The following is a 22494-nucleotide window of genomic DNA, read 5'->3' as shown; positions in this document are numbered from 1 at the left end:
GAAACCGACACCGCCCTGATGGTCGACCTCTATGCAGGAACCGTCGTCTACCGCGCCACGGTGAGCCGAGAACCACTGGACGACGTGGCGATCGATCAGATCGTCAACCTCCTCCTGCACGGATGCATCCCGACCCGGCCGCCATCCCCCAACGACGCAGGCTAATATATTCGGCCGGTCAGACCCCGACGCCCGTCGATCCTGGGAGCGGCGGCAGCGTGGCTACCCGCAGGGCATGCAGCGCGTGGTGGCGGTGCGGGCGCTCGGCCTGGAGGGTGGCGAACGGGCTGTCGGTGAAGAACGGGCGGTGGCGCCACCTTCCGGCCCGCTCCGGTCTCCTCCCGCCCCTTCCTGTCCGCTCCGGGCCTCGGGCCCGGAGCCCGGCGAAGGCTGTCAGGCCAGTTGGGCGGCCTGGAGCCCCGCGTACGCGCCACCGCTGCGCAGCAGCTCCGCATGCGAGCCGATCTCCGCGATCCGGCCGTCGTCCAGGACCACGATCCGGTCGGCGTTCCTGACTGTGGAGAGCCGGTGTGCGACTACGAACACCGTACGGCCGCGCACCAGGCGGGTCAGCGCCTGCTGCACGAGCGCCTCCGAGCGGGAGTCCAGCGCCGAGGTCGCCTCGTCCAGGATCAGCACCCGCGGGTCCCTGATCAGCGCACGGGCGATCGCGAGCCGCTGCTTCTGCCCGCCGGACAGCCGGGCGCCCCGCTCCCCGACCACCGTATCCAGGCCGTGCGGCATCCGGTCGATGAACTCCAGCGCGTTGGCGTCCCGCAGCGCCGCCCGCACGCTATCCTCCGGCACGTCCTCCATGCCGTAGGTGACGTTCTCTCCGACGCTGCCCTCGAAGAGGATCGACTCCTGCGGCACGACCGACAGCCAGCTGCGGTAGTCGCGCAGGTCCATGGTCTCCATGTCGACACCGTCCAGGAGTATCCGGCCCTCGGAGGGCCGCAGGAAGCCGATCACCAGGTTCAGCACCGTAGACTTGCCCGCGCCCGAGCCGCCGACCAGGGCGATCGTCTCACCCGGCCGCACGTCCAGGTCGAAGTCCACCAGCGAGGGCCGGACGCTGTCGGGATACGTGTGACCGACCCCGCGGAACTCGAACCGGCCCACCACTGCGGTCACTTCGGCCTTGCCGTCGTTCTCCTCCAGGTCGGGCGCCTGGAGCACCTCGCCGATGGACCGCACCGACTCCAGGCCCTTGCCGATTTGCGGGGTGAGGGTGAGCAGCGTGGTGACCGAGCCGGTGAGGGTGGAGAAGTACGCACTGAGCATCACCACGTCGCCGGGCGAGACATGCAGCCAGCCGTAGTACGCGACCAGCGCCGACCCCGACAGGCACGCGACACCGATGGCGTTGAGCAGGATCCAGGCGATCGAGCCGAACCAGCCGTTGAGCCGGTCCAGCCGCAGCCCGGCGTGCAGCACCTCGCCCAGGGTGCGGTCCACTCGGTGCAGCGCGGTGTTCTCCAGGCCGTGCGCGCGCGTGATGGGGATGAGGGTGGTCATCTCGGTGACGCGGGAGGACAGTTGCTCGACCTGCCGGCGGAAGAGCTCGTTGCGGTCCCGCAGCCGCTGGCGGAGCCTGACGACCAGCAGCGCCGAGACGGGCACCACGATCAGGTAGACCGGCAGGAAGGCGGGCGCCTGGATGCCGATCACCACCAGACCGCCGGTGAGGGTGGCGATGGCGGCCAGAGCGTTGTCGGCGGTCTGCTGGGCGGCGGTCTCGATGCTCTCGACGTCCCGTATCACCTTCGCTTGCAGGACGCCGGCGCTGACCCGGGAGTGGTAGCCGATGGACAACTGCTGCATCCGATGGCACAGCGCGGTACGCAGCCGGGTGCCGGTCCTGCGGATCGAGCCCTGCATGCAGCGTACGTAGGCCAGATGCAGCGGCAGGTTGAGCAGCAGGATCACCAGCAGGACCGCGGAGTTCCACCACAGGACGGATATCGGGCGGTGCTGGACGACGACGTCCACGACGTTCGCGGTGATGAGCGGGAGCAGCCATACCGGGGTGTGCTTGCCGAAGAACGCGAGCATGGCGAGCACGACGCGGCCCCGGTCGGGCTGGAAGAGGTAGAGGAGAGTATGGAGGGGGTGCTCGCCACGGTAGCGGTGGCTGAGCGTGCCTTGCGGCAGCGCCATGTGCGGGGCTCCTCGAATCACGTCTACGCGATGGGGGGTGCTCTGAAGTGCGCGTGCGCGCAAAGTGTGCTTCCACGGTGAAGCGCCTTGTGCGATTCCGCGCACGCCTCAACTTTAGAGGCCGGGCACCTCGGCGTTGACCGGCCCCTTGCGATGCCGCCTCTCCCACAGGACGACGGCCGAGCGGACCCGCTTCAGCTCGGCGTGGACACCCGATGCCTCACTCAGGGTCTCGGCGTGCACGGTCAGGCGGGCGACCCGGGCGGTGCGCAGGCGCAAGTCGTTGTCCAGGCGGCAGCCCTCCCGCACGAACGCCTCACACGGCTCCGCCACCGTGTCGGCGGGCAGGCCGTCCACGCCGAACTTAACGCTGTCACCGTCCAGGCGGCGCAGCAGGTCCCGGACACCCGCAGAGCGCGGGTCACCTGATCTTCGCCGCTGCAGTCAACACCTTGAGGCGCAGGCGCCGAAGCTCTGCCTGCGGGCACCGCCGTCACCGGGTGCGAAGTCGGGGTTCGGGGCGAAGTGCTCGTCCTCCCAGTACTCGCTGATCGCCGCGACCATGAGCCCGCTCATCAGCGCCCGGACGGCGTTGAGGGCGGTCCGGGAGAGCAGGTCACAAGCAGCGGTGACTATATACGCACATGAGGGGGTCGCTGTCCGCGACACCCCGGATTTTCACCCACGGCCCTTGCGGGACCCCCAGGAGCAGCGCGTGACTCGGCAGCAACAGAGAAGGCCGTGCTGTCCGAGCCCATGACGTCCCGCGGCGTGTGCGGCCGGGGTGAGGAGGAGGGCGTGCAGGGTGCCGGTGCCGTGGGGATGCCGGGGGGTCAGGACTTCGAGCCGGCCGTCGCCGCCCGCTGGCCTCTACAACATCAGCAACATCGATGACAACATGGTCAACTGGGAACGTGAGGCAGCGTGAGCACCCCCGTCCAAGGAGGCCAAGGCATGACTGTCAGGAGAACTCTCACCGGGCTGGTGGCCGCATTAGTCACGGCCGCGGCCGTGCTGTTCGGCAGCGGGACACCGGCGGCGGCGGCAAGCGGCAAGCGGGTCGTGGTCTACTACCAGACGCAGTACTACAACGGTTCATACGTCTCCCCGTTGGGCCTGACCGACCACAGTACCGGGGCCACCGACCTGCTGATCGGCGCCTTCCACCTCAACAGCGACGGCTCGGTCCATCTGAACGACAACCCGCCCGGCGATGCGAAGTTCAGCCAGATGTGGACGGACGTCGCCGCGATGCAGGCCAAGGGCGTGCACGCCCTCGGAATGGTCGGCGGGGCCGCCGCGGGCAGCTTCCAGCGCCTGGACACCGACTTCGCCACCTACTACCCGCTGCTGAAGAACGTAGTGTCCACGTACCACCTCGACGGCCTGGACCTGGACGTCGAGGAGTCCATGTCCCTTGGCGGTGTGGAGCGGCTCATCGACCAGCTCCACACCGACTTCGGCGCCGGTTTCATCGTGACCCTCGCGCCGGTGGCCACCGCGCTGAGCGGGGGCGGCAACCTCTCCGGCTTCAGCTACGACCAGCTCTATCGCGACCGCGGCAGCTCCATCGGCTGGTTCAATGCCCAGTTCTACTGCGGCTGGGGCTCGCTGAGCTCCACCAGCGGCTACGACGCGATCATCAACCACGGTGTCGTCCCCGCCGACAAAGTCGTCGCGGGCACCCTCACCAATGCGGCCAACTGCGGCAGCGGCTACGTCGATCCCACCACTCTGGGCAGCACCCTCGCCGCGCTCACCGCCAAGTACCCCTCCTTCGGCGGCGTCGCCGGCTGGGAGTACTTCAACTCCGAGCCCGGCGGCACCAGCGCGCCCTGGCAGTGGGCCGCCTCGGTGAGCGCCGCCATGGGCAGCGGCGGCGGCACCGGCCCCACCGACCTCGCCATCGGCAAGAATGTCACGGGCAGCGCCCCGTGCAACAGCAACGAGACCCCCGCCAAAGCCGTCAACGGCACTGTCAGCGGCGGCAACAGCGACAAATTCTGCTCCTTCGCCTCCCCCTCGCAGCTCACCGTCGACCTCGGCTCCGCGTACTCCCTCACCAGCCTGGAGATCGACCACGCCGGCGCGGGCGGCGAGTCCGCGTCCTACAACACCAGGGCATACACCGTGCAGGCCTCCACCGACGGAACCACCTGGATCACCGTCGCCCAAGCAAACGCCAACACCGCCGGCGCCACCACGCACAGCCTCACCGGCACCTCCGCCCGCTACGTCCGGCTCAACGTCACCACTCCCACCCAGAGCACCGACCCCGCAACCCGCATCTACGAGCTCAAGGTCTTCGGCTGAGAACGAGCCACAAAACCACCGCTGAATACGCAGTCAACTTGACCCGGTCCTAAGGGACCAGGCTTGGAGGTGGAGCAGCAGCTGTGGTGTGGCCTCCTCCGTCCAGACCACCTATGGGGTGGCTGGGACGCGTGACCGCCGGGCCCCCCTCGGAGAGCATGGCGATGTTCAAGTGATCTCGGCGAAAGGCTCCGTGGGGCTTCAGCCAAACGATCGTCCCCACGGGCACGGTAACGACGCGAGAGCTGCTGATGAGTCGATGTGAGAGCCGTTCTGATCACAGCGCGGGGGATCTTCGCTCCCGGTTCCTCACGGCGAAGGACTTCAAAGCCGGACGACGATTCGGGTTTTTGAGCCCCACACCATCGTCGCGGCGAGCAGTTCGGCCGCCGGGCCCTCCTGCCCCGATGGGGACGCGGTGCGGACACGCCTCTGCCCGAGTGGCGGCCGCCGCGCCGGCGCGGGTCACACCGGGCGCCTGATCGAGTCGGGCAACGCGGCCAGTTCGTGAATGTGCGGCGCAAGCTCCGTCAACGGCACCGACATGGCCCGGTCGGGGCCGGGAGGTGCGACAGTCCGGCGGGTGAGCGCATGGACGGCGCGCAGCGCGGGTCCGGCGGCCGGCCGATCGCTAAGATCTGCGGCGGCTGCTATGGCGATCGCCTCCGCGGCGAGCACGTGCCGGACTCCGTCGAGGGCAGTGCGCAGTTGGAAGGCCGCGACAGTCGCGTTCGCGACGTGGTCCTCCGCCTCGTCGACAGGCAGCCAGCGCGTGCTTGCCGGTACCAGCCCGCTCAGTTGGAGTACGTGGGCGGTCACGGTGGTGACGAGCATGCCCAGGCCGAAGTTGCCGCCGGCCCCCACGAGCGACTTGGGCAGGCCGGGGCTGGACATGAGCCCGACCAGGCGCTGCCGCGACAGGCCCGCCAGCACGGTCATCGCCGTGGTGGCGGAGTCGAGCGGAATGCCGAGCGGGGCCCCGTGGAAATTCCCTCCGGAGACGATGGAATCCCCGTCGAGGATCGGATTGTCGGTGCAGCTACGCAACTCCGTCGACACAGCGGCGCGCACGGGGACCAAAGCGTCGTGCACTGCGCCGTGAACCTGTGGGACACAGCGCCAGGCGTACGCGTCGTGAAAGCTCCGCCCCGATTCGCGCCGCGCCGTCTCGGCGGCGCCGAGTACCAGCTCGACGGTGTCGGCGGTTCGGAGCGCACCAGGGTGGGGACGGGCGTCGACGATCGCCTGCGCGAAGGCGTCCCGGTGCCCGCGCCGTACCTCCACCCCAGCAGCGGCCAGCACGTCCGCGGTGGTCACAAGCCGCTCGGCGTCCAGCAAGGCGAGCGTGGCGAGCGCGGCGGTGACGGACGTGCCGTTCACCAGCGAGAGCCCGTCACGGGGACCGGGAGTCAACGGGTGTAGGCCACAAGCGGCCAGCAGCGGCCCGGCGGGCACCGCGTCTCCCGACTCGTCCAGGAGATCTCCTTCGCCGAGCAGCGGCAGGCCGGCGTGTGCACTCGGGACCAGATCCCCTGACGCGGCAAGAGAGCCGGTCACGGGGACCGCCGGCGCCAGGCCGCGGTTGAGCACATCGGTCAGGGCGGTCAGCAGCGCCATTGAGCATCCGGCGCGGCCGGCCGCCAGACTCGCTGCCTTGGTCACCCAGGCGGCCCGTGCAGCGTGGCGGTCGAGCAGCGGACCGGTTCCGCACGCGTGGCTGCGCAGCATCGCTATCTGGTAGGCGCCCCGACTCCCCGTCGGGACGTCGAACGAGGACCGGCCCGCCACCTCGGTGGTCACGCCGTAGATCCTGGCACCACCGGCCAGCACCCTGTCGAACGCGGCCTGGCCCGCGCCTACGGTGCCAGCAAGGTCAGCCGCCCACGTCAACGTCCTCCCGGCGGCGACTGCCGCCACCTCCTCCGGCGTGATCCCCGCCGAGGACAGCACCACACTCATCCGGGCGTCACCTCCGGCCCGGGCGTGAGCCGGCGACGCGCACCGTCAGGCCCGGGACCGCCCGAGTACGGCACCGGGTTGCTCGGCGGACAGCTGACCGGTGCCGCCGCGCCTTTGACAATCCCCTGCGGGTCAGTGGTGTCCGTCGGGCGACCGTATGAGCCGTAGGCGTCCTTGACCAGTTGGTCGCGGTTGATCACCTCGGCAACGAGTTTTCTCACTTCCAAATTCCTTCGCTGACCGGCCCGTGACCTGACGACAAGAAAGCTTCTGGCGGGATCGTCGGGCGGCCCGTCAACAGGCGGCGATGGTGTGAAGAAACCAATCGATCTCCCAGGGCCGGGGTCCGGCATTGCCGGATCTACCTGGTCTCCCGGGCTTTTCTCCCGCCGTGGAACGCGAACACTGAGTCCGCGCCTGCACCTCTCGGACCAGAAAACCCGTTGCATTGCCTGCAGCGGCGGAACCCTAGGTGCGCCTCACCCGTCGGGTGAATCGAGAACAGCTAACTGAGTAGTGGTTTCGTCACCGCAACAATGAAGTTACCTCCTGGTTAATGCGCAGTTGGAAAGCGACCCGCGTGGCCGGCCCGGCTCGTGGATTCGTTGCGGCGCGCACTCAGGTGGCGATGTCGGGATGGGGCATGGTCGCGTGGGCCAGCCGCTGGGCGTACTCGGTCTGGAATCCCATGGGCTCGTAGTCACGCTCGAACATGCCGATGAACAAAGTGAGCGTGAGGACGGGTGCCCGCCGAGCTCGAACAGGGTCGGATAGTCGTGGGTGGCCAGCGCTTCCCGTTCGGTTCCGTCGAACTTGAGCCAGGTGGAGTGCTCGGCGTCGATGCAGTTGAGGATGCGGTTGGCGTGCTCGGCCTCCCACTCAGCGACGGTCTCCCGGGGATTGTGGCGGTAGCGCTCGATCAGATCCGGGTCCCGGTCCACGGTGAAAAGGAACTTGTTCAGCAGGTACTTGCTCACGACCGTCCTCCGTCCGGGTACCAGGTGAAGTACGCCTCCATGGTGTGGAACAGGTCGAAGGCGTCGACGTAGTCGGCCTTCCGGCCCTCGCCCGCGACGCCCATCATCAGCATGAAGTCCATAAAGCCGTGGCTGGCGTTGCCGGGCAGATGGAGGCTGTTCGAGTTTGGCCTTCGCGGTCCCGCCGGAGCCCGCCGGCCCGGCCGCGACAGCCGGTCGCCAGATGCTGCCTGGGATGACGGGAACCGAACCCGCGCTCTGAGCATGGCTGGCTGGGGGCCAGGAAACACAAGACCTCGGACGCGGCCCACCTGGTGAGTCTACTAGGTTGTGCGGTGACAGACAGAAGTTACCCGCGCGCCAAGGGATCATGAGCTCGTGACAGATGAATCGGCTGGCCAGCAGCCCTTATCCAAGATCAACACCACCGTGCCGCACTCGGCCCGGATGTGGAACTACTTTCTGGGTGGCAAGGACCACTATCCCATTGACCGCCAGATCGGTGACCAGGTTCGTGAGGTCTACCCAGGGATCGTCGACATCGCCCGCCACTCGCGGGCGTTCCTCTCCCGGGCCGTGCGGCATCTGGCCGGCGAGGTCGGAATCCGCCAGTTCCTGGACATCGGTACCGGGCTGCCGACCGCCGACAACACCCACGAGGTCGCCCAGCGGGTCGCGCCAGAATCCAAGATTGTCTACGTGGACAACGACCCGCTCGTGCTGGTGCACGCCCAGGCCCTGCTCACCTCCAGCCCGCAGGGCGCCTGCGACTACATCGAAGCCGACGTGCGCGACCCCGACCGGATCTTGCGAGAGGCCGCCCGCACGCTGGACTTCAGCCAGCCCATCGCGCTGATGCAACTGGGGGTCATGGGCAACGTCCTCAACGACGAAGAGGCCTACGCCATCGAGGACCGCCTTCTGCATGCATTGGCACCAGGCAGCTACCTGGTCTTCGAAGACGGCACGAACGTGGTCCACCACGAAGCGGCGGCCGAGGCTGAACGCCGCCGCGCCGAGGCGGGAGACCCCTATCGCCTACGCACCCCTGAACAGATGGCCCGGTTCTTCGACGGTCTGGAGGTGCTGCCACCCGGCGTCGTCTCGGTCTCCCAGTGGCGTCTCGAAGACGGCCCGTGGAGTGAGCCCGAACCCGTTGACGCGCTGTGCGGCGTAGGCAGGAAACCGTGAGCCGACGGAATCCTGAAGCCCTCGGACGAGGGTGCCCAGGCCGAGAGATCCACGGCGGGCTCCGGGTCGTGGAGAACTGGAACGGCGGGAACACCGACCTCGATGCTCGCTCTCCAGCTGCTCCAGAGCGGTCTCGTCCATATCGATGCCCTGCTGCTGCAACAGGTCACCGTGCCCCGCCCACGTTCCGCGGCGGACGGGTCGGAGGCGACCGGGGGTTCTTGCGGCTGATGACTCCCTGTTGAGGATTGTTCAACCTGAAGTTGCAGGTCACGGGGCCTGGTGCGAGTCGGAGGTGGGCCGCTCGTGCCGGTCGGGGGCGTGATAGTCGGTAGGTGATCGCCCGTCAGCGCTGTACCTCGGTGTTCATCAGCACGAGCAGGGCCCGCAGGAGTGTGGTCGCGTGTCGTGCGTTCATGCGGACCTTGGTGAGAATCCGCCAGTTCTTGAGATCGGCGAAGCCGTGTTCATTCGTCGCGCTCGCGGCTGACCAGCTTGTTCGCCTGTTTCTGGGCGGCGGTCAGCGGATTGCCCCGGGTCGCCTTGCGGCCGGTGACGATCACCGGGTCGTCGGGGTCGTCGTCCAGGCCGGTGAAGCCGAGGCCCGTCAGGGCGCCGAGGCCGGCCTCCCCCAGGTGGGCGGTGATCTTGTTGTGCCGGGCGGTGGTGACCTCGCTGGAGCGCCCCGGCTTCGCCGCCGAGATCCAGACCAGGTTGCCCCGCTCGTCGGTCATGGCGAGGAACAGCAGGCCGCGGGCTTTGTGCTTGCCCGAGTAGTTCGGCCGGTTCTCGTCCCCGGTGCGTCTGCGGGTGCGGACCAGGGTGCCGTCGAGCAGCCCCACGACGCCACCCTTCCGGGCGATTTTCTTCAAGGCACGGTCCAGGCGCGGGGCCCGCGCGGCGAGCAGGCCGATGACTTCCAGCAGCCAGCGGCGCACGGTGGTGGCCGACACGCCGTTGCCGCCTGCCATGTCGGAAAGCCGCTGGTCATGGCGGAGTACGGCCAGGACGATTAAGGCGATCCGGCCGGGCGGGAGCTTGCGCCAGCGCGAGCCGATCTTCTTCAGGTGGCCGCGGATCAGATCGGACACCAGGTCGAGGGTGGCGCTCGACAGCGGAAGTCGGCACTGGTAGACAAACCCGTCAGGGCCGTCGGCGGGGCTGGTGTTCTTTCGCATGGAATCCCCAGCCTGGGCATACGTGAACGTCGAAGTCCGGCCAGGTTCGGTCAGGCGGGCGGTGGGGGCACGGCGGTGAAGCGTCCGGCGGGATGCGGTGCAGCCAGCCCCGGTCCGCCAGGCGCCTGAGCTTGTCGCGTACCGGTTCGACCTGCCCGGGCCCGGTGCCCCTGTCGAGCTTCATGCTGACGTCCTTGGCCGGGAGCGGCTCCGCCGTCGCGGTCACGATCTCCATGATCGCCGGGTGGTCCGCGGGCAGCGCACTCGCATCCATGCCCTAGCTCGCGGTGCGGGACCAGTAACATTCCACCCGCTCCCGGGCCGGTCGTGACCCGCTCCAGTTCCTCGGCCATGGCCGGTCGTCGGCCTGCCCGTTGCGCTCGGCCTCGATGAACTGCCCGATCACCACCTCGGCAGCCTCCAGCCGACCCACCTCGGCATCGATCTCAGCGAGCTCTTTGCGCAGCCGCTCCGCGCGTTCGGCCAGCACCACCCGCCGCTCCATCACCCACACCAGCACATCCGCCACCAGCAGCCCCTCCCCGCACCGGGGTCCTCTCCTTCGGAGAGACAGGAGGCCGCTACAGCCCCGCACCGCGATTCCCGCGAACCGGCCACACGACGAACGATCACTTGCTACCGGTCAGGCCCCGACCGGCACGAGCACCCCACGCCACCTCACACCAGCCCCGCGACCTGCAACTTCAGGTAGAAAATGCTCAATGGCTTCCTGGGGCATCGCGGCTCGGCGCACAATCAGCGGCGTTTCGTTTGCGCCATACCAACTCCAGCCCCCGCCCGCCACAGGGCAGATCGCGGGGCCTGGTCCGGGCGAAACCCCTGACCTGGGAGGCGAACACCCCGCGCTCCGGGAAGGCCCGCGCGCCTTCGTCAGCCGTTGTCAGGTGCACCGTGCCGGCGGTTCCCGCCGGGCGCCCCGGCTGATCGGGCAGGGTGACGCTGCTACCGCGAGGTGCCTCTTTGCTCGGATTTGTCCGGCCGCCCGCTGTGCGCGATCGTGGTGAGTACACCGGCGGCATCACCAGGCCGCGGCGCGAGACGCGGATCGCCGGAAGGGTGCCGCTTTCAATCGGGAGGAGCCGGTCGAATGTCCGTGACCGAGAACTACGACCTCCTCGTCATCGGCAGCGGCGAAGCGGGGAAATACCTCGCCTGGACGATGGCAGGTGAGGGGCACCGTACGGCTGTGGTCGAGCGGAAGCTGATCGGCGGGTCCTGCCCGAACATCGCCTGCCTGCCGAGCAAGAACATCATCCACTCGGCGAAGGTGCGCTCCTTCACCAGGCGCGCCGCCGAATTCGGGGTCGAGCTGGAGTCAGCGGCGACCAGCATGAAGGGCGTACAGGCCAGGAAGCGGGCGATGGTCGAGGGCCTGCGCCGGCTTCATCTGGACCGCTTCCAGGCCAGCGGCGCCGAGCTGATCATGGGCGAGGCGCGCTTCGTCGGCGAGAGGACGGTCGATGTCGAGCCGGCTGACGGCGGCAAGCGCCGGATCCGTGGTGAGCGGGTGTTCCTGGACCTGGGCACGCACGCGACCGTGCCCGATGTGCCCGGTCTGGCTGCCGCCCGGCCGATGACCCACGTCGAGCTGCTGGATCTGGACCGCCTGCCGGAGCATCTGATCGTCATCGGCGGCGGCTATGTCGGGCTGGAGTTGGCGCAGGCCATGCGCCGCTTCGGCGCGCGGGTGACCGTCATCGAGTATGGACCGCAGCTGGCCGGCCGCGAAGACGCCGACGTCGCGGAGGCGATCCTCGAACTGTTCCGCGACGAGGGGATCACCGTCCACCTCCGGACACACCTCCGGAGGGTCGATGGCGACTCCGGCCGTGATGTGCGCGCCGTCACCGACGGGCCGGACGGCGAGCACATGATCGAGGGCACTGACCTGCTGGTCGGTGTCGGCCGCACGCCGAACACCGGTGGGATCGGGCTGGAGCGGGCCGGGGTGAAGCTGACCGACACGGGCTACGTCGCGGTCGACGAGCGCCTCGCCACCACAGCGGCTGGGGTGTGGGCCATGGGCGATTGCGCGGGCAGCCCGCACTTCACCCATGTGGCCTTCGACGACTTCCGGGTGGTGCACGACAATCTGCACGGAGGCGGCAGCACGACCACCGACCGCCTGGTGCCGTACTGCATGTATACCGATCCCGAGTTGGCGCGGGTCGGCTGCAACGAGTCCGAGGCCAGGCACCGCGGCATCGGGTACCGCGTGCTCACCCTGCCGATGGCGGCCGTCCTGCGGACCAGGACGCTGTCCGAGCCGCGCGGGTTCATGAAGATGCTGATCGCCGCGGACGGTGACGAGATTCTCGGATTCACCGCGTTCGGGGCCGAAGCCAGCGAACTCATGGCCGCCGTGCAGACGGCGATGATCAGTCGCACCCCGTACACGGCGCTGCGCAGTGCGATATTCGCCCACCCCACGGCATCCGAAGGGCTCACCTTCTTGCTGAGGGAACGCCCCGTACCGCCCTCGGCCGTCGCTGACGCTCCCTGACAGTCCCTCGCACGTCCTGGGCGATCGGGGCCGCGCTCAGTGTCCCCGGGTGCACACCCACCCTGCGCGCGGCCACCGCCAAACGAAGAAGCTCCATGGCCACGGACCCTACGACCGCATCACTACCAAACAGCCCAAACCAGCGTGAACCCTCCACAATCGCATGACAGACCGCCGGATTACCTACAGATCCACCCCAACCCTGCTATGCAGCATCAACAAGGATCCATAAGCGAAGCGCCCAACGGTTGAAGACCCTGTACTCCGGGGAGAAACGGCGGCGGGTCGGTCTCGGCGCCGGGTGCCGGACTCGGCTATCGGGCCGTACGTGCTGGTCATCGGGCATGGTGTCCCGCCAGGATGAACTACCCGGCGTGAGCGGGCGGCTCACCGCAGAGTGGCACGCATGGGGTCGGTCCCGGTACCTCCCTCCGACGCGCCTCGTTCGCACCGTCGATCTCGAAGCGCTGATGAGTGGTCCGGTATGTCTGAGTCAGACCCAGGTCGTGGAACGTGATCTGTAGCGTGTTGCCGCTGATCAGCAGTGGTAGGGGTCGCTGGGGGGACGGGTACGGCCGCCGCGATCGTGATCGTCAGTAGCCACATCGCATGGATGCGGGCCAAGTCACGCCTTCTCGAAGACCATACGAACGACGGTGAAGCGGCCTTCACTCATGAATCGGAGTGCTGTCCTCTGCTCCCTGATGATGTCGGACACTGCGCTCTCGCCGATGAGTTCGGCACCTCGCGTCCGGTTGGCCTCCGCCCGTTCCAACCAGCTCTTTACCGTGGATACGCCGTCGCGGGGGTCACTTCGCGTCTCCAGGACATTGAACAAGCCGCGGCTGCCTTCGGTCAGTTCGGCCCGGGTCGGAAGGAAGCACTCGGGGAACACCTTCCGTGAAGCATGAAGGCCCTCGCGTACGTTCTTGACACCGCCATAGATGGCCTTGAGACCGGGGCGCTCCTGGCTGCCGCGCGTCCCAGCCTGCGGGAGCAATTGCTGCGGAGGCAGCACCAGGGAAGCGAGCCACCCGCGGTCGCTCCACGCGTTGGCCTGGAGCGACAGACGTCCGGCCGGCCGCAGCCAGGAATGGCAGCGCTGGAAGAACTCGCGGTAGCGAGCGATGCGCTTTGCTCGCCACATGGTATTTCCAGCGAAGTGTTCGATTGCTTCGATGGCGATAATGGCGTCATAAGGCCCATCCGGTTCGTGATCAAACCAATTTTCGACCCGGGCCTCGCAGCCGGGCCACCGCTGGTCGTCCACCCAAGCGGCCTGTCCGGGACTCATCGTGAGCCCTACCACGTGATCGACGTGGTGCGTTTCCACCAGTCGGCGCATGAGACTGCCCCACCCGCAGCCCACGTCGAGCACACGCCCCGCGCCCGCGGCGTGCGCGGCTTCGGCGTGGTAGTCGAGCTTCCGCAGCTGAGCCGATTCAAGCGTGTCGCCCTCCTCCCACATTCCATAGGAATAGACCAGCTCTGGGCCAAGCGTCAGCCGGTAGAAGTCACCCAAGAAATCGTAGGTATGAAGGATCGCCTGCGACGAGGTCCCCTTGTAGGAAGATCCCTTTTTCGCTCCGTGTACCACGGTCACCCACCAATCCAGTTCGGCGACGAAGGCCAGAAGGCCATGTGTCAGCGCAGACCACCACTCCAGATAACTGGGTGCAGGGACAGACCATCGGCTACGCGCCGAGGCTCACCCCTCAGCCCGCCCGATCGGCGGCGGGGACTGATCACGAGGAATGGATTCGCCTCTCGCGGGCCGTTCCATCGGTGCTGCCTTCGACGGCGCCTTCCTACGCCCTCCCTTACCGGCCGTGGCCGGGATAATGGCGGCATGAGCGACGACCGCGAAGTCCTGGACGGTGATCCCCGGCCTCGGGGAACAACGGGGCAGCCGTTGGCCCCGAGCACCGGACCGGCGTGTTCGTCATCGCGATTTCGGCTGAGGCCGGTCTCCTCGGCGAGTTCCCGGATGACGGGCTGCTGTCGCTGTCAGGTCTCGCCGTAGTCGATGAACCCGCCGGGCGGGGCGAGCGGGCCACGCCGCGGTTTGATCGAGCGGCGGATCACCGGCAGGCCGGTGCGGGTGTCCTCGCGTACGGGCAGCAGGGCGATCCGCGCGCTACGCCGCGAGCCACCCACGACCAGCGCCCTCGCGCCGCGCAGAAATGGGCGTCCGCGCTTCGGTCTGGACCCGCTCCGTCAACAGGTCTGACGAGACGGTTTGTTGCATCCTGTGAGTTCTATTGTTCGCATGCTTGGATTGCTGTAGCTATTTGGGCGGTCCAGCGCGGAGGCTTGTCCTCCGTCGCCCCGTCGCACCGGGAGGTCGCATGCCTCAGTCCGTTCGCGGTCGCGCTCGCCGGCTGAACGGCGCGGCCCTCACCGCGCTGGCCTTACTCGTGTCCTTGTGCGCGGGACCGGCAGGCACCGCTCGCGCCCAGGCGCCCCCCGCCGCCTCTACCACCACCGCTCACGACCGCGCAGGTCACCCAGGTGACCCGGCCCGGCTGGCATTCATCGACTCGGCGAGCGGCTACCTGAGCGGCGACCGGACCAACGGCAGCTACGTCACGCCGAAGTCACCGGACGATTCCGCGTACAGCACCATCCTCGAGACCTCGACCGCGAGCAGCGCGCAGACCGCGAACTTCACCGTCGCCGGCGGCCTGCCGACCGGCACCGTGCACGTGTGGGCCACCGGCCTCAACCCCACCGACACCGCCGGCGACTTCGTCCACACCGGCGACATCACGCCGGACGGCGGGCACTTCTCGCTCACCCTCAAGCCCGGCTACATCTACTCGCTGACCACCACCTCGGGGCAGGGCAAGGGCCGCGTGGCCGGCCCGTCCGAGAGCCGGCTCGCCCTCCCCTACGCCGACAGCTTCGATCACAAGAGCCCGGGCCGGGAGGCCAAGTACCTCTCCGACATGCAGGGTTCCTTCCAGATCGCCAGCTGCGACGGCGGCCGTCCGGGGCGCTGTGTCCGGCAGATGGCGGCGCAGCAGCCGATCGAGTGGCAGGACGACAGCGATGCCTTCGCGCTGCTCGGCGACACCAGCTGGCGCGATTACACGGTCAGTTCGAACGTCTATCTGGAGCAGCCGGGCACGGTCGAACTCCTCGGCCGGGCGGGCGAGCAGGCAGCACCAGACGCTCCACGACCCCCACGACCGCAGACCACCGGACAACCAGAGTCAGATGACGTCGCGGGCCTGCTCGGAGAGCAGGCCCGCGACGGCGCGGCCGAAGAACAGACGGCCGGACCAGGCCGTCGGGGTGTCGAACAGCCGTGGCAGCTTCGCCACCCGCAGGTCCTCGAGCCAGACGACCTGTGATCCGCGGGCGTGGAGGCGTACCTCGATCTCGGCCCATCCGGTGATCACGGAACCCCGCTTGGCCAGGGTGCAGTGCCCCGGCCGGCCCCCGGAAGGCGGTTCCCAGCGGACGACCTCCATCGGATCGTCGAACCCAAAGCACCCGGCGCCGGTGCGCGCCACGAACCGGGTGCCCGGGCCCGTCGGCGGCGGCGTCGTCACGATGATCGTGGTGAGGGGTGCGTGGGCAGCATGGCGCTGCCAATCCGTGAGCCGTCGCCACGCCTCCTCGACGGACAGCCGCGACTGACGCTCAACACGGATCAGGGCCACGAGGTGATCGTAGGCGAACCGGTCCGGGCTCCAACCCGCACACGCCATACCAGTCGTCCCCGGGTCCCGGTGCCGCACACGGCCGGAATGCCGGGTCGTGACAGGACGGCCGGGCCGCCGGGGAACCGCCGGAGGCGACCGCCGGCCGCGTCCGGGGGCCCTCCGGAGAGGAAGACCACCCGGCATCGGCGCACGGAGGGCGAACAAGAAGGACCACCGGCCGACGTCCAGGCCGCTGCCCGTGCCCGCCGCCCCGGGGTGAGCTCGGCTCAGGTGTTGGACGGGTGCTGCGAGGAGATCTCGAGCGTGTAGGTGTAGAGGTCGAATTCCACGGTGCCGTCCGCGGCGGTACGCACCCGCGGCGGGCTGGTCTTCGGATGGCGGGCGGCGATCAGATCGGCGATGCGGTGCGCCGTGGCCGCGTCCGCGGCCGCGATGAACACATATGCCATCCCCGGTTCCTGCAGCCGTGCGAGGTCTTGGGTCAACGGTCGGTCCCCCTTTTCCGGTCCTGCGGGCGGCGAAGTGCCTAGTCGAAAGCGGTCTTGCGGTCGGCGCGCGGGTGGTGGCCGATGCTGCCGGGATCGTCCGTCAAGGGGGGCCGCCTTGTGCCGTGGTTCTTAACCGGCCACCTGACGGGCCCTGAGGCCGGCTGTGGCGCTTCGGCGGACGGCCGGTGCGGCCCGGGCCGGTCACGCCGTGCTCCGTCCGGTCTCGCCTGCGAGCAGGAAGTCGGCGTCGCCGTTCTTCGCACCCTGGATGAAGCTGGTGATCTCGTGGTTGGTGTAGATGAGCGCCGGGCCGTCCGGGTCGGTGGACTGCCGCAGCGCCACCCGCCCGTCGTTGAGCTTCTTCGCCTCGACGCAGGAGCCGCCGTTGCCGCCGCTCCACGGCTTACGCCAGCCCTCGTTCCCAAGGTCCGTGGCGGGCATGCCGTTGTATATCCGATCCACGTCTTTCAGATCTCCTTGCGAAGTGCACCGAGGACTGCCTCGGCGATCCGTGCCTGCGCGGCGCACCAGAAGTCTGCCATGCCGTTGATGGAGACCACAGCCTGCACCGGTGCGTTTGCAATTTACAGGTTGTGATTACCGTCTCCTCAAAGCGGGGGTAGACGGGGGTAGTTGGAACGCGGGAATCCTTTGGCCGGGACGGTGTTGAAACGGGGGTGACCCCAGTACTCCACGCGACGCGGTTCTCGGTACTGGACCGCTCGCGCACCCGGCAGGGACAGGATCCGTCGCAGGCACTGCGGGACACCGTCGACTTCGCGCGACAGGCCGAGGGGCTCGGCTACCACCGGTTCTGGGTCTCGGAACACCACAGTGTGCCCGGGGTCGCGGGGTCGGCGCCGACCGTACTGGCGGCGGCCGTGGCGGCGGCGACCTCCAGGATCCGGGTCGGCACCGGCGGTGTGATGCTGCCCAATCACCGGCCGCTGGTGGTGGCGGAGCAGTTCGGGGTGCTGGAGGCGCTCTTCCCCGGGCGGATCGACATGGGGCTGGGGCGATCGGTCGGTTTCACCGACGGCATCCGGCGGGCGCTGGGCCGGGACAAGAACGCCGCGGAGGACTTCGGCGAGCAACTGGACGAGCTGCTCGGGTACTTCACCGGGGAACAGCGGGTGTACCCGCAGGTGCACGCGGTGCCCGCCGAGGGCTTGAGGGTCCAGGCCTTCGTACTGGCCACCGGCTCGGGGGCGGACCAAGCGGCGACGTCCGGGCTGCCCTTGGTGATGACCGCGGCCCGGGGCGAGGAGGCCATGCTGCGGTCCATCGAGGCGTACCGGGCGGCCTTCCGGCCGTCGTCGTGGGCGCAGCGGCCCTATGTGGTCGTGGCGGCCGATGTCGCGGTCGCCGGGAGCGGCGGGGCCGCGCGGCGGCTGCTGGTGCCGGAGGCCTGGTCGAGCGCGTACTCGCGGACGCACGGGGTGTTCCCGCCGCTGATGCCGGCGGAGGCGGTGCTGGGGCTGGAGATGTCCACGCGCGAGCGCACGCTGTTCGAGCAGGCCCGCAGCGGCCGCATCAGCGGCACGGAGGACGAGGTCGCCGAGTCGCTGGGCTCTCTTCTGGAGCAAACCGGCGCGGATGAGGTGCTGGTCACCCTTAGTACGTACGACCGGGAGGAAATGCTGGAATCCTACCGGCGGTTGGCGCGGCTGGTGGCGGCGGAGCCCCGGGCGGCCGAAGGGGAGAATTCACCCGGGGACACACATATCTTCTAACGATCAATTAATTGTGTCCGGTTCGCCAACCGGTCGTTATTCCTGTGCTGCCGGAAATGTCAGCCCGCTGCGATTCGCGGGTCGAGGACCCGGTGCAGGCGGTGAGCGACCGGTTTGAAGCCGACCGCCGGCCAGTGCCCGGCGGCGGGCAGGGACGCGGCGTGCCAGCGGGCGGTGATGTGGCGGTAGTCGTTGTCGTAGGCCCAGGCAAGGGCGGTGGCGAGCAGGACCCGGCTGACCCCCTCGCCGCGTGCCGACGGGGTGACATAGGACTCGGCGAGTTCGGCGCTGGCCTCGGGGACTACGGGGCCGGTGGTGGCCGGGGTGAGGACGACCATCGCGACCTCCTCGCCCCGGCGGGCGGCGACCCAGGCGGCGCTGCGGGGGTCGGCGAGGGCGCGGACGTAGTGGGTGCGCAGGGTGGCGAGGGCCGGCTCGGGCTGCGGGAGGAAAACGGCGGATCTCTGGCGGTGGCGGGCCGACTCGACCGCCATCCGGCCGATCTGCGGCAGATCACCCGGGCCGGCCCGGCGGATGGTCAAGGCGTCCACGCCCCGGGGCTGGCGGCCCCGGGCCTTTACGGGCATGAGGCCGCGCACCTGTTCCAGGCCGAAGCCGAGCCGGAACCAGGCGAGCGCGGCGGCGTCGTCGGCGGGCAGGTCGACGTAGTGGACCAGACGACGTTGGGCGACGAGGCGTTCGGCGACGACGGCGTAGAGACCGCGCAGCGCTTCGGTCTCCTGTCCGGCGCGCAGCGCGTGGCCGCCGAAGGGGATCAGGGCCGAGCGGGGGTGGGTGTCGAGCACGGCGCGCTCGTCCTCGGCGAGGTCGACTGGGACGGCAGCGAGATAGCCCCCGAAGCCGCCTGTGGCGGCGCGGGCGGAGGCGGCTTCCACGTGCGGTTCGGCGAGGATCTTGCCGAGGAGTTCCTCGCCGGTGGGCGGCGCGGTGGTCCGGCCGGACTGGTACGGGAGGCTTCTGCGGGCCCGGGCGTACCAGCGGTCGTGGAGGGCGGCGGCCTCGGGTATGTGCTCGGTGGTCAGCGGCACGATGGCGAGAGTCATGGTGCAGCCGAACGCTAACGGTCTGTGGCGCCCGGCTGCAAGGAGGGTGCGGTCCTCTGCGGCGGCGCTGCCCGGGCCTGCCCCTGCCGCCATTACGGCACCTTCACGCTGACGGCCTCCGGCGGCGGGTCGGGCCGGTCCGGGTTCAGCGGCCGGCGGGCGTGCGGCGCCCCTCGGCGGGGGTCGGCTGCCGGGGTCAGGTGGTCCAGGCGGGGCGGCGGGGGTCGTCGGCGTGGACGAGGATGTCGGCTGTCTGCGCCGGGTGGAGCTCGTTGTCGTAGCGGGCGAAGGCGGGGAGGGTCCAGCGGTCGGCTTCGGGGGTGCGGCGGGCCAGGGCGGCTGGGGAGAGGCGGAGGTGGACTGCGAGGTCGAAGGGGAATCCGTGGCCGAGGAGCAGGGAGCCGTCGAGCAGGAGGACGGCGCCGGGCGGGAGTTCGGTGTACGGGGCGCGGGTGGCGCGGTCGGTGGCCGGGTCGCGGAGGGAGGGCAGCACGCGGCCGGTGCCGTCCGGGGACAGGGGGCCGAGTACCTCGCGCCACAGGGCTCCGGTGTCGAGCCAGAGGTCGTAGTACGAGTCCGGGTCGTGGCGGCCGTGTTCGAGGCGCAGCGACGCGGCGCGCCAGAACCCGGTGGTGCTGACCCGCAGGGCCGGGCGGCCGCGGGTGCGCAGGGCTGCGGCCAGAGCCTCGGTCAGTTCGCCGGTGCGGGCGGCGGGGGCGCCGTCGACGGCGACGCGTGGCCAGGGGCTGCCGTCGGCGGGGGTGAGATCGGTGATGCGGTCGGCGAGTGCTTCGGTCAACGCGGGCCAGGAGATCGGGTTCAGCTGCACGGCAGCCATCCTGCACGACGGTGCGGGCGGCGGGCGGCGGGGCCTCAGCCCGCCGGTACCTCGCTGCGGTCGCCGCCCCAGAGTGTGTGGAAGGACCCCTCGCGGTCGGTGCGGCGGTAGGTGTGGGCGCCGAAGTAGTCGCGCAGGCCCTGGATGAGCGCGGCGGGGAGGCGTTCGGCGCGCAGTGCGTCGTAGTAGGCGAGGGCGGCGGAGAAGCCGGGGGCGGGGACGCCGAGTTCGGCGGCTGTGGAGACGACGCGGCGCCAGGCCGCCTGGGCGTCGCCGAGGGCATCGGAGAAGTGCGGGTCGGTGAGGATGGTGGGGCGGTGGGGGTCGCTGTCGTAGGCCTCCTTGATGCGGTCCAGGAAGCGGGCGCGGATGATGCAGCCGCCGCGCCAGATGGCGGCCATGGCGCCGGGGTCGATGCCCCAGTCGTATTCGGCGCTGCCGGCCTGGATCTCGTTGAAGCCCTGGGCGTAGGCGACAATCTTCGAGGCGTACAGAGCCTGTTCGACGTCGTCGGCGAAGCGGTCTCCGGCGGCGCTGTCGAGCCAGGTCTCCCCCGGTCCGGGCAGTCCGCGGGCCGCCGCACGCAGTTCTGCGCTGCCGGACAGGGAGCGGGCGAAGACGGCCTCGGCGATACCGGAGACAGGGGCGCCGAGATCGAGCGCGGTCTGTACCGTCCAGCGGCCGGTGCCCTTTTGTTCCGCCTGGTCGAGGACGATGTCGACGAAGGGGCCGCCGGTGGCGGCGTCGGTATGGGCCAGGACTTCGGCGGTGATCTCGATGAGGTAGGACTCCAGGCGGCCTTCGTTCCAGCCGCGGAAGATCTCGGCGATCTCGGCGGGGCGCAGGCCGGCTGCGTGCCGGAGCAGGTCGTAGGCCTCGGCGATGAGCTGCATGTCGGCGTACTCGATGCCGTTGTGGACCATTTTGACGAAGTGCCCGGCGCCGTCGGGCCCGACGTGGGTGCAGCAGGGGGTACCGTCGTCGGCCTTGGCGGCGATGTCCTCCAGGAGCGGGCCGAGTGCCTGGTACGCCTCGTCGGAGCCACCGGGCATGATGGACGGGCCGTTGAGGGCGCCCTCCTCGCCGCCGGAGATGCCGGTGCCGACGAAGTGGAGTCCCCGCCTCCGCAGTGCGGCTTCGCGACGGCGGGTGTCCTGGAAGGCGGCGTTGCCGCCGTCGACGATCATGTCGCCGGGTTCGAGGACGGCGGCGAGCTCGTCGATGACGGCGTCGGTGGGGGCACCGGCCTTGACCATGATGATGGCGCGGCGGGGGCGCTCCAGGGAGTCGGCGAACTGCTGGATCGATTCGGCGGGCAGGAAGACGCCTTCGTCGCCGAACTCCTCGATGAACGCACGGGTCCTGGCCGCGGTGCGGTTGTGGACGGCCACGGGATGACCGTGGCGCGCCAGGTTCCGGGCTAGGTTGCGGCCCATGACCGCCAGTCCGGTGACGCCGATCCGGGCCTGCTGCGCCGCCTGCTGCGCCATCTGCGGGTTCCTTTCCGGTGGTGGGTGCGGTACCTGTGCGGGTTCCGGTGTGGTGGTGCGCCGGCTGCCGTCGTGGGCGGTGTTCGTACCGGTTCTACGTGCCGATGCCCGCCCTGACCGAGGGGGCGGGCCGGGCCGGGGCGATGCCGTAGGCGCCGTCGGCCTGCAGGGCGGACAGAGCAGACAGGGAGGGGGCGGGAGGGGCGGTGCTGGGGCCGCGGAGGAGCTCACGGAGCTTGTGGGCGTCTTCTGGGAGGTCGCGCCGCCAGGCCATGGCCATCACCGGGGCGAGCAGCACCATCGGGCCGTGCAGGATGCAGGTGACGGTGAGCCCGACGAGCGTGCCGCGGGGGTGCGGGACGAGGCGGAAGCCGTACTCCGGGACCTGGGTGCCCAGCGGGCTCCACATCCGGCGGCCGCGGAAGGTGATGCGCCGGCCGGGTTGGAAGACCGAGCACACCAGGCGGTGCTCGCGGTGACGGCCGGGGAAGTGGTAGTGATACTCGGCGTTCTCGCCCGGCGGTACGGCGTCCGGCGCCACGGCGGCGACGCCGGAACTCCACAGGGCGAGGTTGCGTGCGTCGGCCAGGAAGTCGAAGACCTCTTCGGCCGGGCGGGGCACGATTGTGCTCGTGGACACCGTCGGCATCGCGAACCTCCCCGGTGCCGGGCTGGCCGGCGTCGTGACAGCGCTTCGGGACGGGATTGCACGCCGGCGTGCCGGCGGACCCGAGAGCCTGGCGATTACGGGTGTTCTCTCTGGCTCTTCACGGAAAGCCTGCGGCCGAATGCGCAGCGTGTCGTGGCGAGTGGGCCGTTCGGGTGACGGGCGCCGCGCCGGGCCGGCCCGGGGCGGGCCGGGGCGCGCGTTCGGAAAGCAGCCGGTGGGCGGTGTTTCCGCCGCTGCG

Annotated in this window: 23 protein-coding genes, 2 pseudogenes and 1 riboswitch; of the genes and pseudogenes, 6 read left to right on the top strand and 19 right to left on the bottom strand. The window is 69.6% G+C overall.

The window, feature by feature from the left end; genetic code table 11:
- Positions 1 to 393 precede the first annotated feature (393 nt).
- The 3 genes from FCI23_RS31365 to FCI23_RS31355 all read right to left on the bottom strand — a co-directional run bounded on the left by FCI23_RS31365 (position 394) and on the right by FCI23_RS31355 (position 2829).
- Entirely contained in the window at positions 394 to 2160 is a 1767-nt protein-coding gene (locus FCI23_RS31365; RefSeq protein ID WP_136727347.1) for an ABC transporter ATP-binding protein, read from the bottom strand.
- A gap of 114 nt (positions 2161 to 2274) precedes the next feature.
- Complete coding sequence (locus tag FCI23_RS31360) at positions 2275 to 2517, bottom strand: hypothetical protein (RefSeq protein WP_136727345.1); 243 nt, start codon at positions 2515 to 2517, stop codon at positions 2275 to 2277.
- An 87-nt stretch (positions 2518 to 2604) separates the two neighbouring features.
- A complete protein-coding gene (locus FCI23_RS31355) occupies positions 2605 to 2829 on the bottom strand; it encodes a hypothetical protein (RefSeq protein ID WP_136727344.1) in 225 nt (74 codons plus the stop codon).
- Between the two features lie 285 nt (positions 2830 to 3114).
- Here FCI23_RS31355 and FCI23_RS31350 point away from each other — a divergent pair, with 285 nt between their 5' ends.
- Entirely contained in the window at positions 3115 to 4473 is a 1359-nt protein-coding gene (locus tag FCI23_RS31350) for a discoidin domain-containing protein (RefSeq protein ID WP_136727342.1), read from the top strand.
- A 465-nt stretch (positions 4474 to 4938) separates the two neighbouring features.
- Here FCI23_RS31350 and FCI23_RS31345 read toward each other — a convergent pair whose 3' ends face one another.
- The 3 genes from FCI23_RS31345 to FCI23_RS62490 all read right to left on the bottom strand — a co-directional run bounded on the left by FCI23_RS31345 (position 4939) and on the right by FCI23_RS62490 (position 7531).
- Entirely contained in the window at positions 4939 to 6432 is a 1494-nt protein-coding gene (locus FCI23_RS31345; RefSeq protein WP_136727341.1) for an aromatic amino acid ammonia-lyase, read from the bottom strand.
- Positions 6429 to 6653, bottom strand: a complete 225-nt coding sequence (locus FCI23_RS31340; protein WP_136727340.1) for a hypothetical protein — start codon at positions 6651 to 6653, stop codon at positions 6429 to 6431. Before FCI23_RS31340 ends, FCI23_RS31345 begins: the two co-directional genes overlap by 4 nt.
- 147 nt (positions 6654 to 6800) lie before the next feature.
- Positions 6801 to 6915: riboswitch (guanidine-I (ykkC/yxkD leader) on the bottom strand.
- Positions 6916 to 7405: 490 nt separating this feature from the next.
- Entirely contained in the window at positions 7406 to 7531 is a 126-nt protein-coding gene (locus FCI23_RS62490; protein WP_265737777.1) for a hypothetical protein, read from the bottom strand.
- A 256-nt stretch (positions 7532 to 7787) separates the two neighbouring features.
- Here FCI23_RS62490 and FCI23_RS31325 point away from each other — a divergent pair, with 256 nt between their 5' ends.
- Positions 7788 to 8600 (top strand): SAM-dependent methyltransferase, encoded by an 813-nt coding sequence (locus FCI23_RS31325; protein ID WP_136727339.1) that lies wholly within the window; start codon positions 7788 to 7790, stop codon positions 8598 to 8600.
- Positions 8601 to 8702: 102 nt separating this feature from the next.
- A complete protein-coding gene (locus FCI23_RS62485) occupies positions 8703 to 8831 on the top strand; it encodes a hypothetical protein (RefSeq protein ID WP_265737776.1) in 129 nt (42 codons plus the stop codon).
- A 236-nt stretch (positions 8832 to 9067) separates the two neighbouring features.
- Here FCI23_RS62485 and FCI23_RS31320 read toward each other — a convergent pair whose 3' ends face one another.
- From FCI23_RS31320 to FCI23_RS31310, 3 genes are read right to left on the bottom strand one after another with little or no spacing between them, the layout of a single operon-like run.
- Positions 9068 to 9778 carry a transposase family protein gene (locus FCI23_RS31320; protein WP_246144226.1) on the bottom strand — a complete coding sequence of 237 codons (711 nt, stop codon included), beginning with the start codon at positions 9776 to 9778 and terminating at the stop codon, positions 9068 to 9070.
- Positions 9744 to 10052, bottom strand: a complete 309-nt coding sequence (locus FCI23_RS31315; protein ID WP_136727338.1) for a hypothetical protein — start codon at positions 10050 to 10052, stop codon at positions 9744 to 9746. The genes FCI23_RS31320 and FCI23_RS31315 overlap by 35 nt, the downstream gene beginning before the upstream one ends.
- 3 nt (positions 10053 to 10055) lie before the next feature.
- Positions 10056 to 10307, bottom strand: coding sequence for a hypothetical protein (locus FCI23_RS31310; RefSeq protein WP_136727336.1), 252 nt, complete (start codon positions 10305 to 10307; stop codon positions 10056 to 10058).
- Between the two features lie 579 nt (positions 10308 to 10886).
- On the opposite strand from FCI23_RS31310, the gene FCI23_RS31305 reads away from it, so the two are divergent.
- Positions 10887 to 12302 (top strand): FAD-dependent oxidoreductase, encoded by a 1416-nt coding sequence (locus FCI23_RS31305; RefSeq protein WP_136727334.1) that lies wholly within the window; start codon positions 10887 to 10889, stop codon positions 12300 to 12302.
- Between the two features lie 431 nt (positions 12303 to 12733).
- Here the strand turns inward: FCI23_RS31305 and FCI23_RS60310 are convergent.
- From FCI23_RS60310 to FCI23_RS56835, 3 genes and pseudogenes are all read right to left on the bottom strand, one after another.
- Positions 12734 to 12814 (bottom strand): annotated as a pseudogene (locus FCI23_RS60310) (HD domain-containing protein); the annotation flags it as partial.
- A 113-nt stretch (positions 12815 to 12927) separates the two neighbouring features.
- Positions 12928 to 13905 (bottom strand): SAM-dependent methyltransferase, encoded by a 978-nt coding sequence (locus FCI23_RS31295; protein ID WP_136727333.1) that lies wholly within the window; start codon positions 13903 to 13905, stop codon positions 12928 to 12930.
- A 404-nt stretch (positions 13906 to 14309) separates the two neighbouring features.
- The gene (locus FCI23_RS56835) at positions 14310 to 14459 is read right to left on the bottom strand and encodes an NUDIX hydrolase (protein WP_169317015.1); all 150 of its coding nucleotides are present in this window, start codon (positions 14457 to 14459) and stop codon (positions 14310 to 14312) included.
- A gap of 191 nt (positions 14460 to 14650) precedes the next feature.
- Between FCI23_RS56835 and FCI23_RS63175 the strand changes: the two are divergent.
- Positions 14651 to 15376, top strand: a pseudogene (locus tag FCI23_RS63175) (hypothetical protein); the annotation flags it as partial.
- A 141-nt stretch (positions 15377 to 15517) separates the two neighbouring features.
- On the opposite strand, the gene FCI23_RS31285 reads toward FCI23_RS63175, so the two are convergent.
- The 3 genes from FCI23_RS31285 to FCI23_RS31275 form a co-directional block, all read right to left on the bottom strand.
- Entirely contained in the window at positions 15518 to 15970 is a 453-nt protein-coding gene (locus tag FCI23_RS31285) for an SRPBCC family protein (protein ID WP_136727331.1), read from the bottom strand.
- 269 nt (positions 15971 to 16239) lie between these two features.
- Positions 16240 to 16422, bottom strand: a complete 183-nt coding sequence (locus FCI23_RS31280; protein WP_169317014.1) for a hypothetical protein — start codon at positions 16420 to 16422, stop codon at positions 16240 to 16242.
- 240 nt (positions 16423 to 16662) lie between these two features.
- Entirely contained in the window at positions 16663 to 16902 is a 240-nt protein-coding gene (locus tag FCI23_RS31275; protein WP_136727353.1) for a DUF397 domain-containing protein, read from the bottom strand.
- Between the two features lie 236 nt (positions 16903 to 17138).
- Here FCI23_RS31275 and FCI23_RS31270 point away from each other — a divergent pair, with 236 nt between their 5' ends.
- Positions 17139 to 18194, top strand: coding sequence for an MsnO8 family LLM class oxidoreductase (locus FCI23_RS31270; RefSeq protein WP_136727328.1), 1056 nt, complete (start codon positions 17139 to 17141; stop codon positions 18192 to 18194).
- Positions 18195 to 18253: 59 nt separating this feature from the next.
- On the opposite strand, the gene FCI23_RS31265 is transcribed toward FCI23_RS31270, so the two are convergent.
- The 4 genes from FCI23_RS31265 to FCI23_RS31250 all read right to left on the bottom strand — a co-directional run bounded on the left by FCI23_RS31265 (position 18254) and on the right by FCI23_RS31250 (position 22226).
- Entirely contained in the window at positions 18254 to 19258 is a 1005-nt protein-coding gene (locus FCI23_RS31265) for a GNAT family N-acetyltransferase (protein ID WP_136727327.1), read from the bottom strand.
- Between the two features lie 196 nt (positions 19259 to 19454).
- A complete protein-coding gene (locus FCI23_RS31260; protein ID WP_211265522.1) occupies positions 19455 to 20096 on the bottom strand; it encodes a nucleoside/nucleotide kinase family protein in 642 nt (213 codons plus the stop codon).
- A 35-nt stretch (positions 20097 to 20131) separates the two neighbouring features.
- Entirely contained in the window at positions 20132 to 21586 is a 1455-nt protein-coding gene (gene gndA, locus FCI23_RS31255; RefSeq protein ID WP_136727326.1) for an NADP-dependent phosphogluconate dehydrogenase, read from the bottom strand.
- A gap of 94 nt (positions 21587 to 21680) precedes the next feature.
- Positions 21681 to 22226, bottom strand: a complete 546-nt coding sequence (locus FCI23_RS31250; protein WP_169317013.1) for an SRPBCC family protein — start codon at positions 22224 to 22226, stop codon at positions 21681 to 21683.
- Positions 22227 to 22494 lie beyond the last annotated feature (268 nt).

Source organism: Actinacidiphila oryziradicis (assembly GCF_005047355.1).
GTDB lineage: Bacteria > Actinomycetota > Actinomycetes > Streptomycetales > Streptomycetaceae > Actinacidiphila > Actinacidiphila oryziradicis.
The sequence above is the reverse complement of the archived record's forward strand: the minus strand, read 5'-3'. Positions and strand labels throughout refer to the sequence as shown.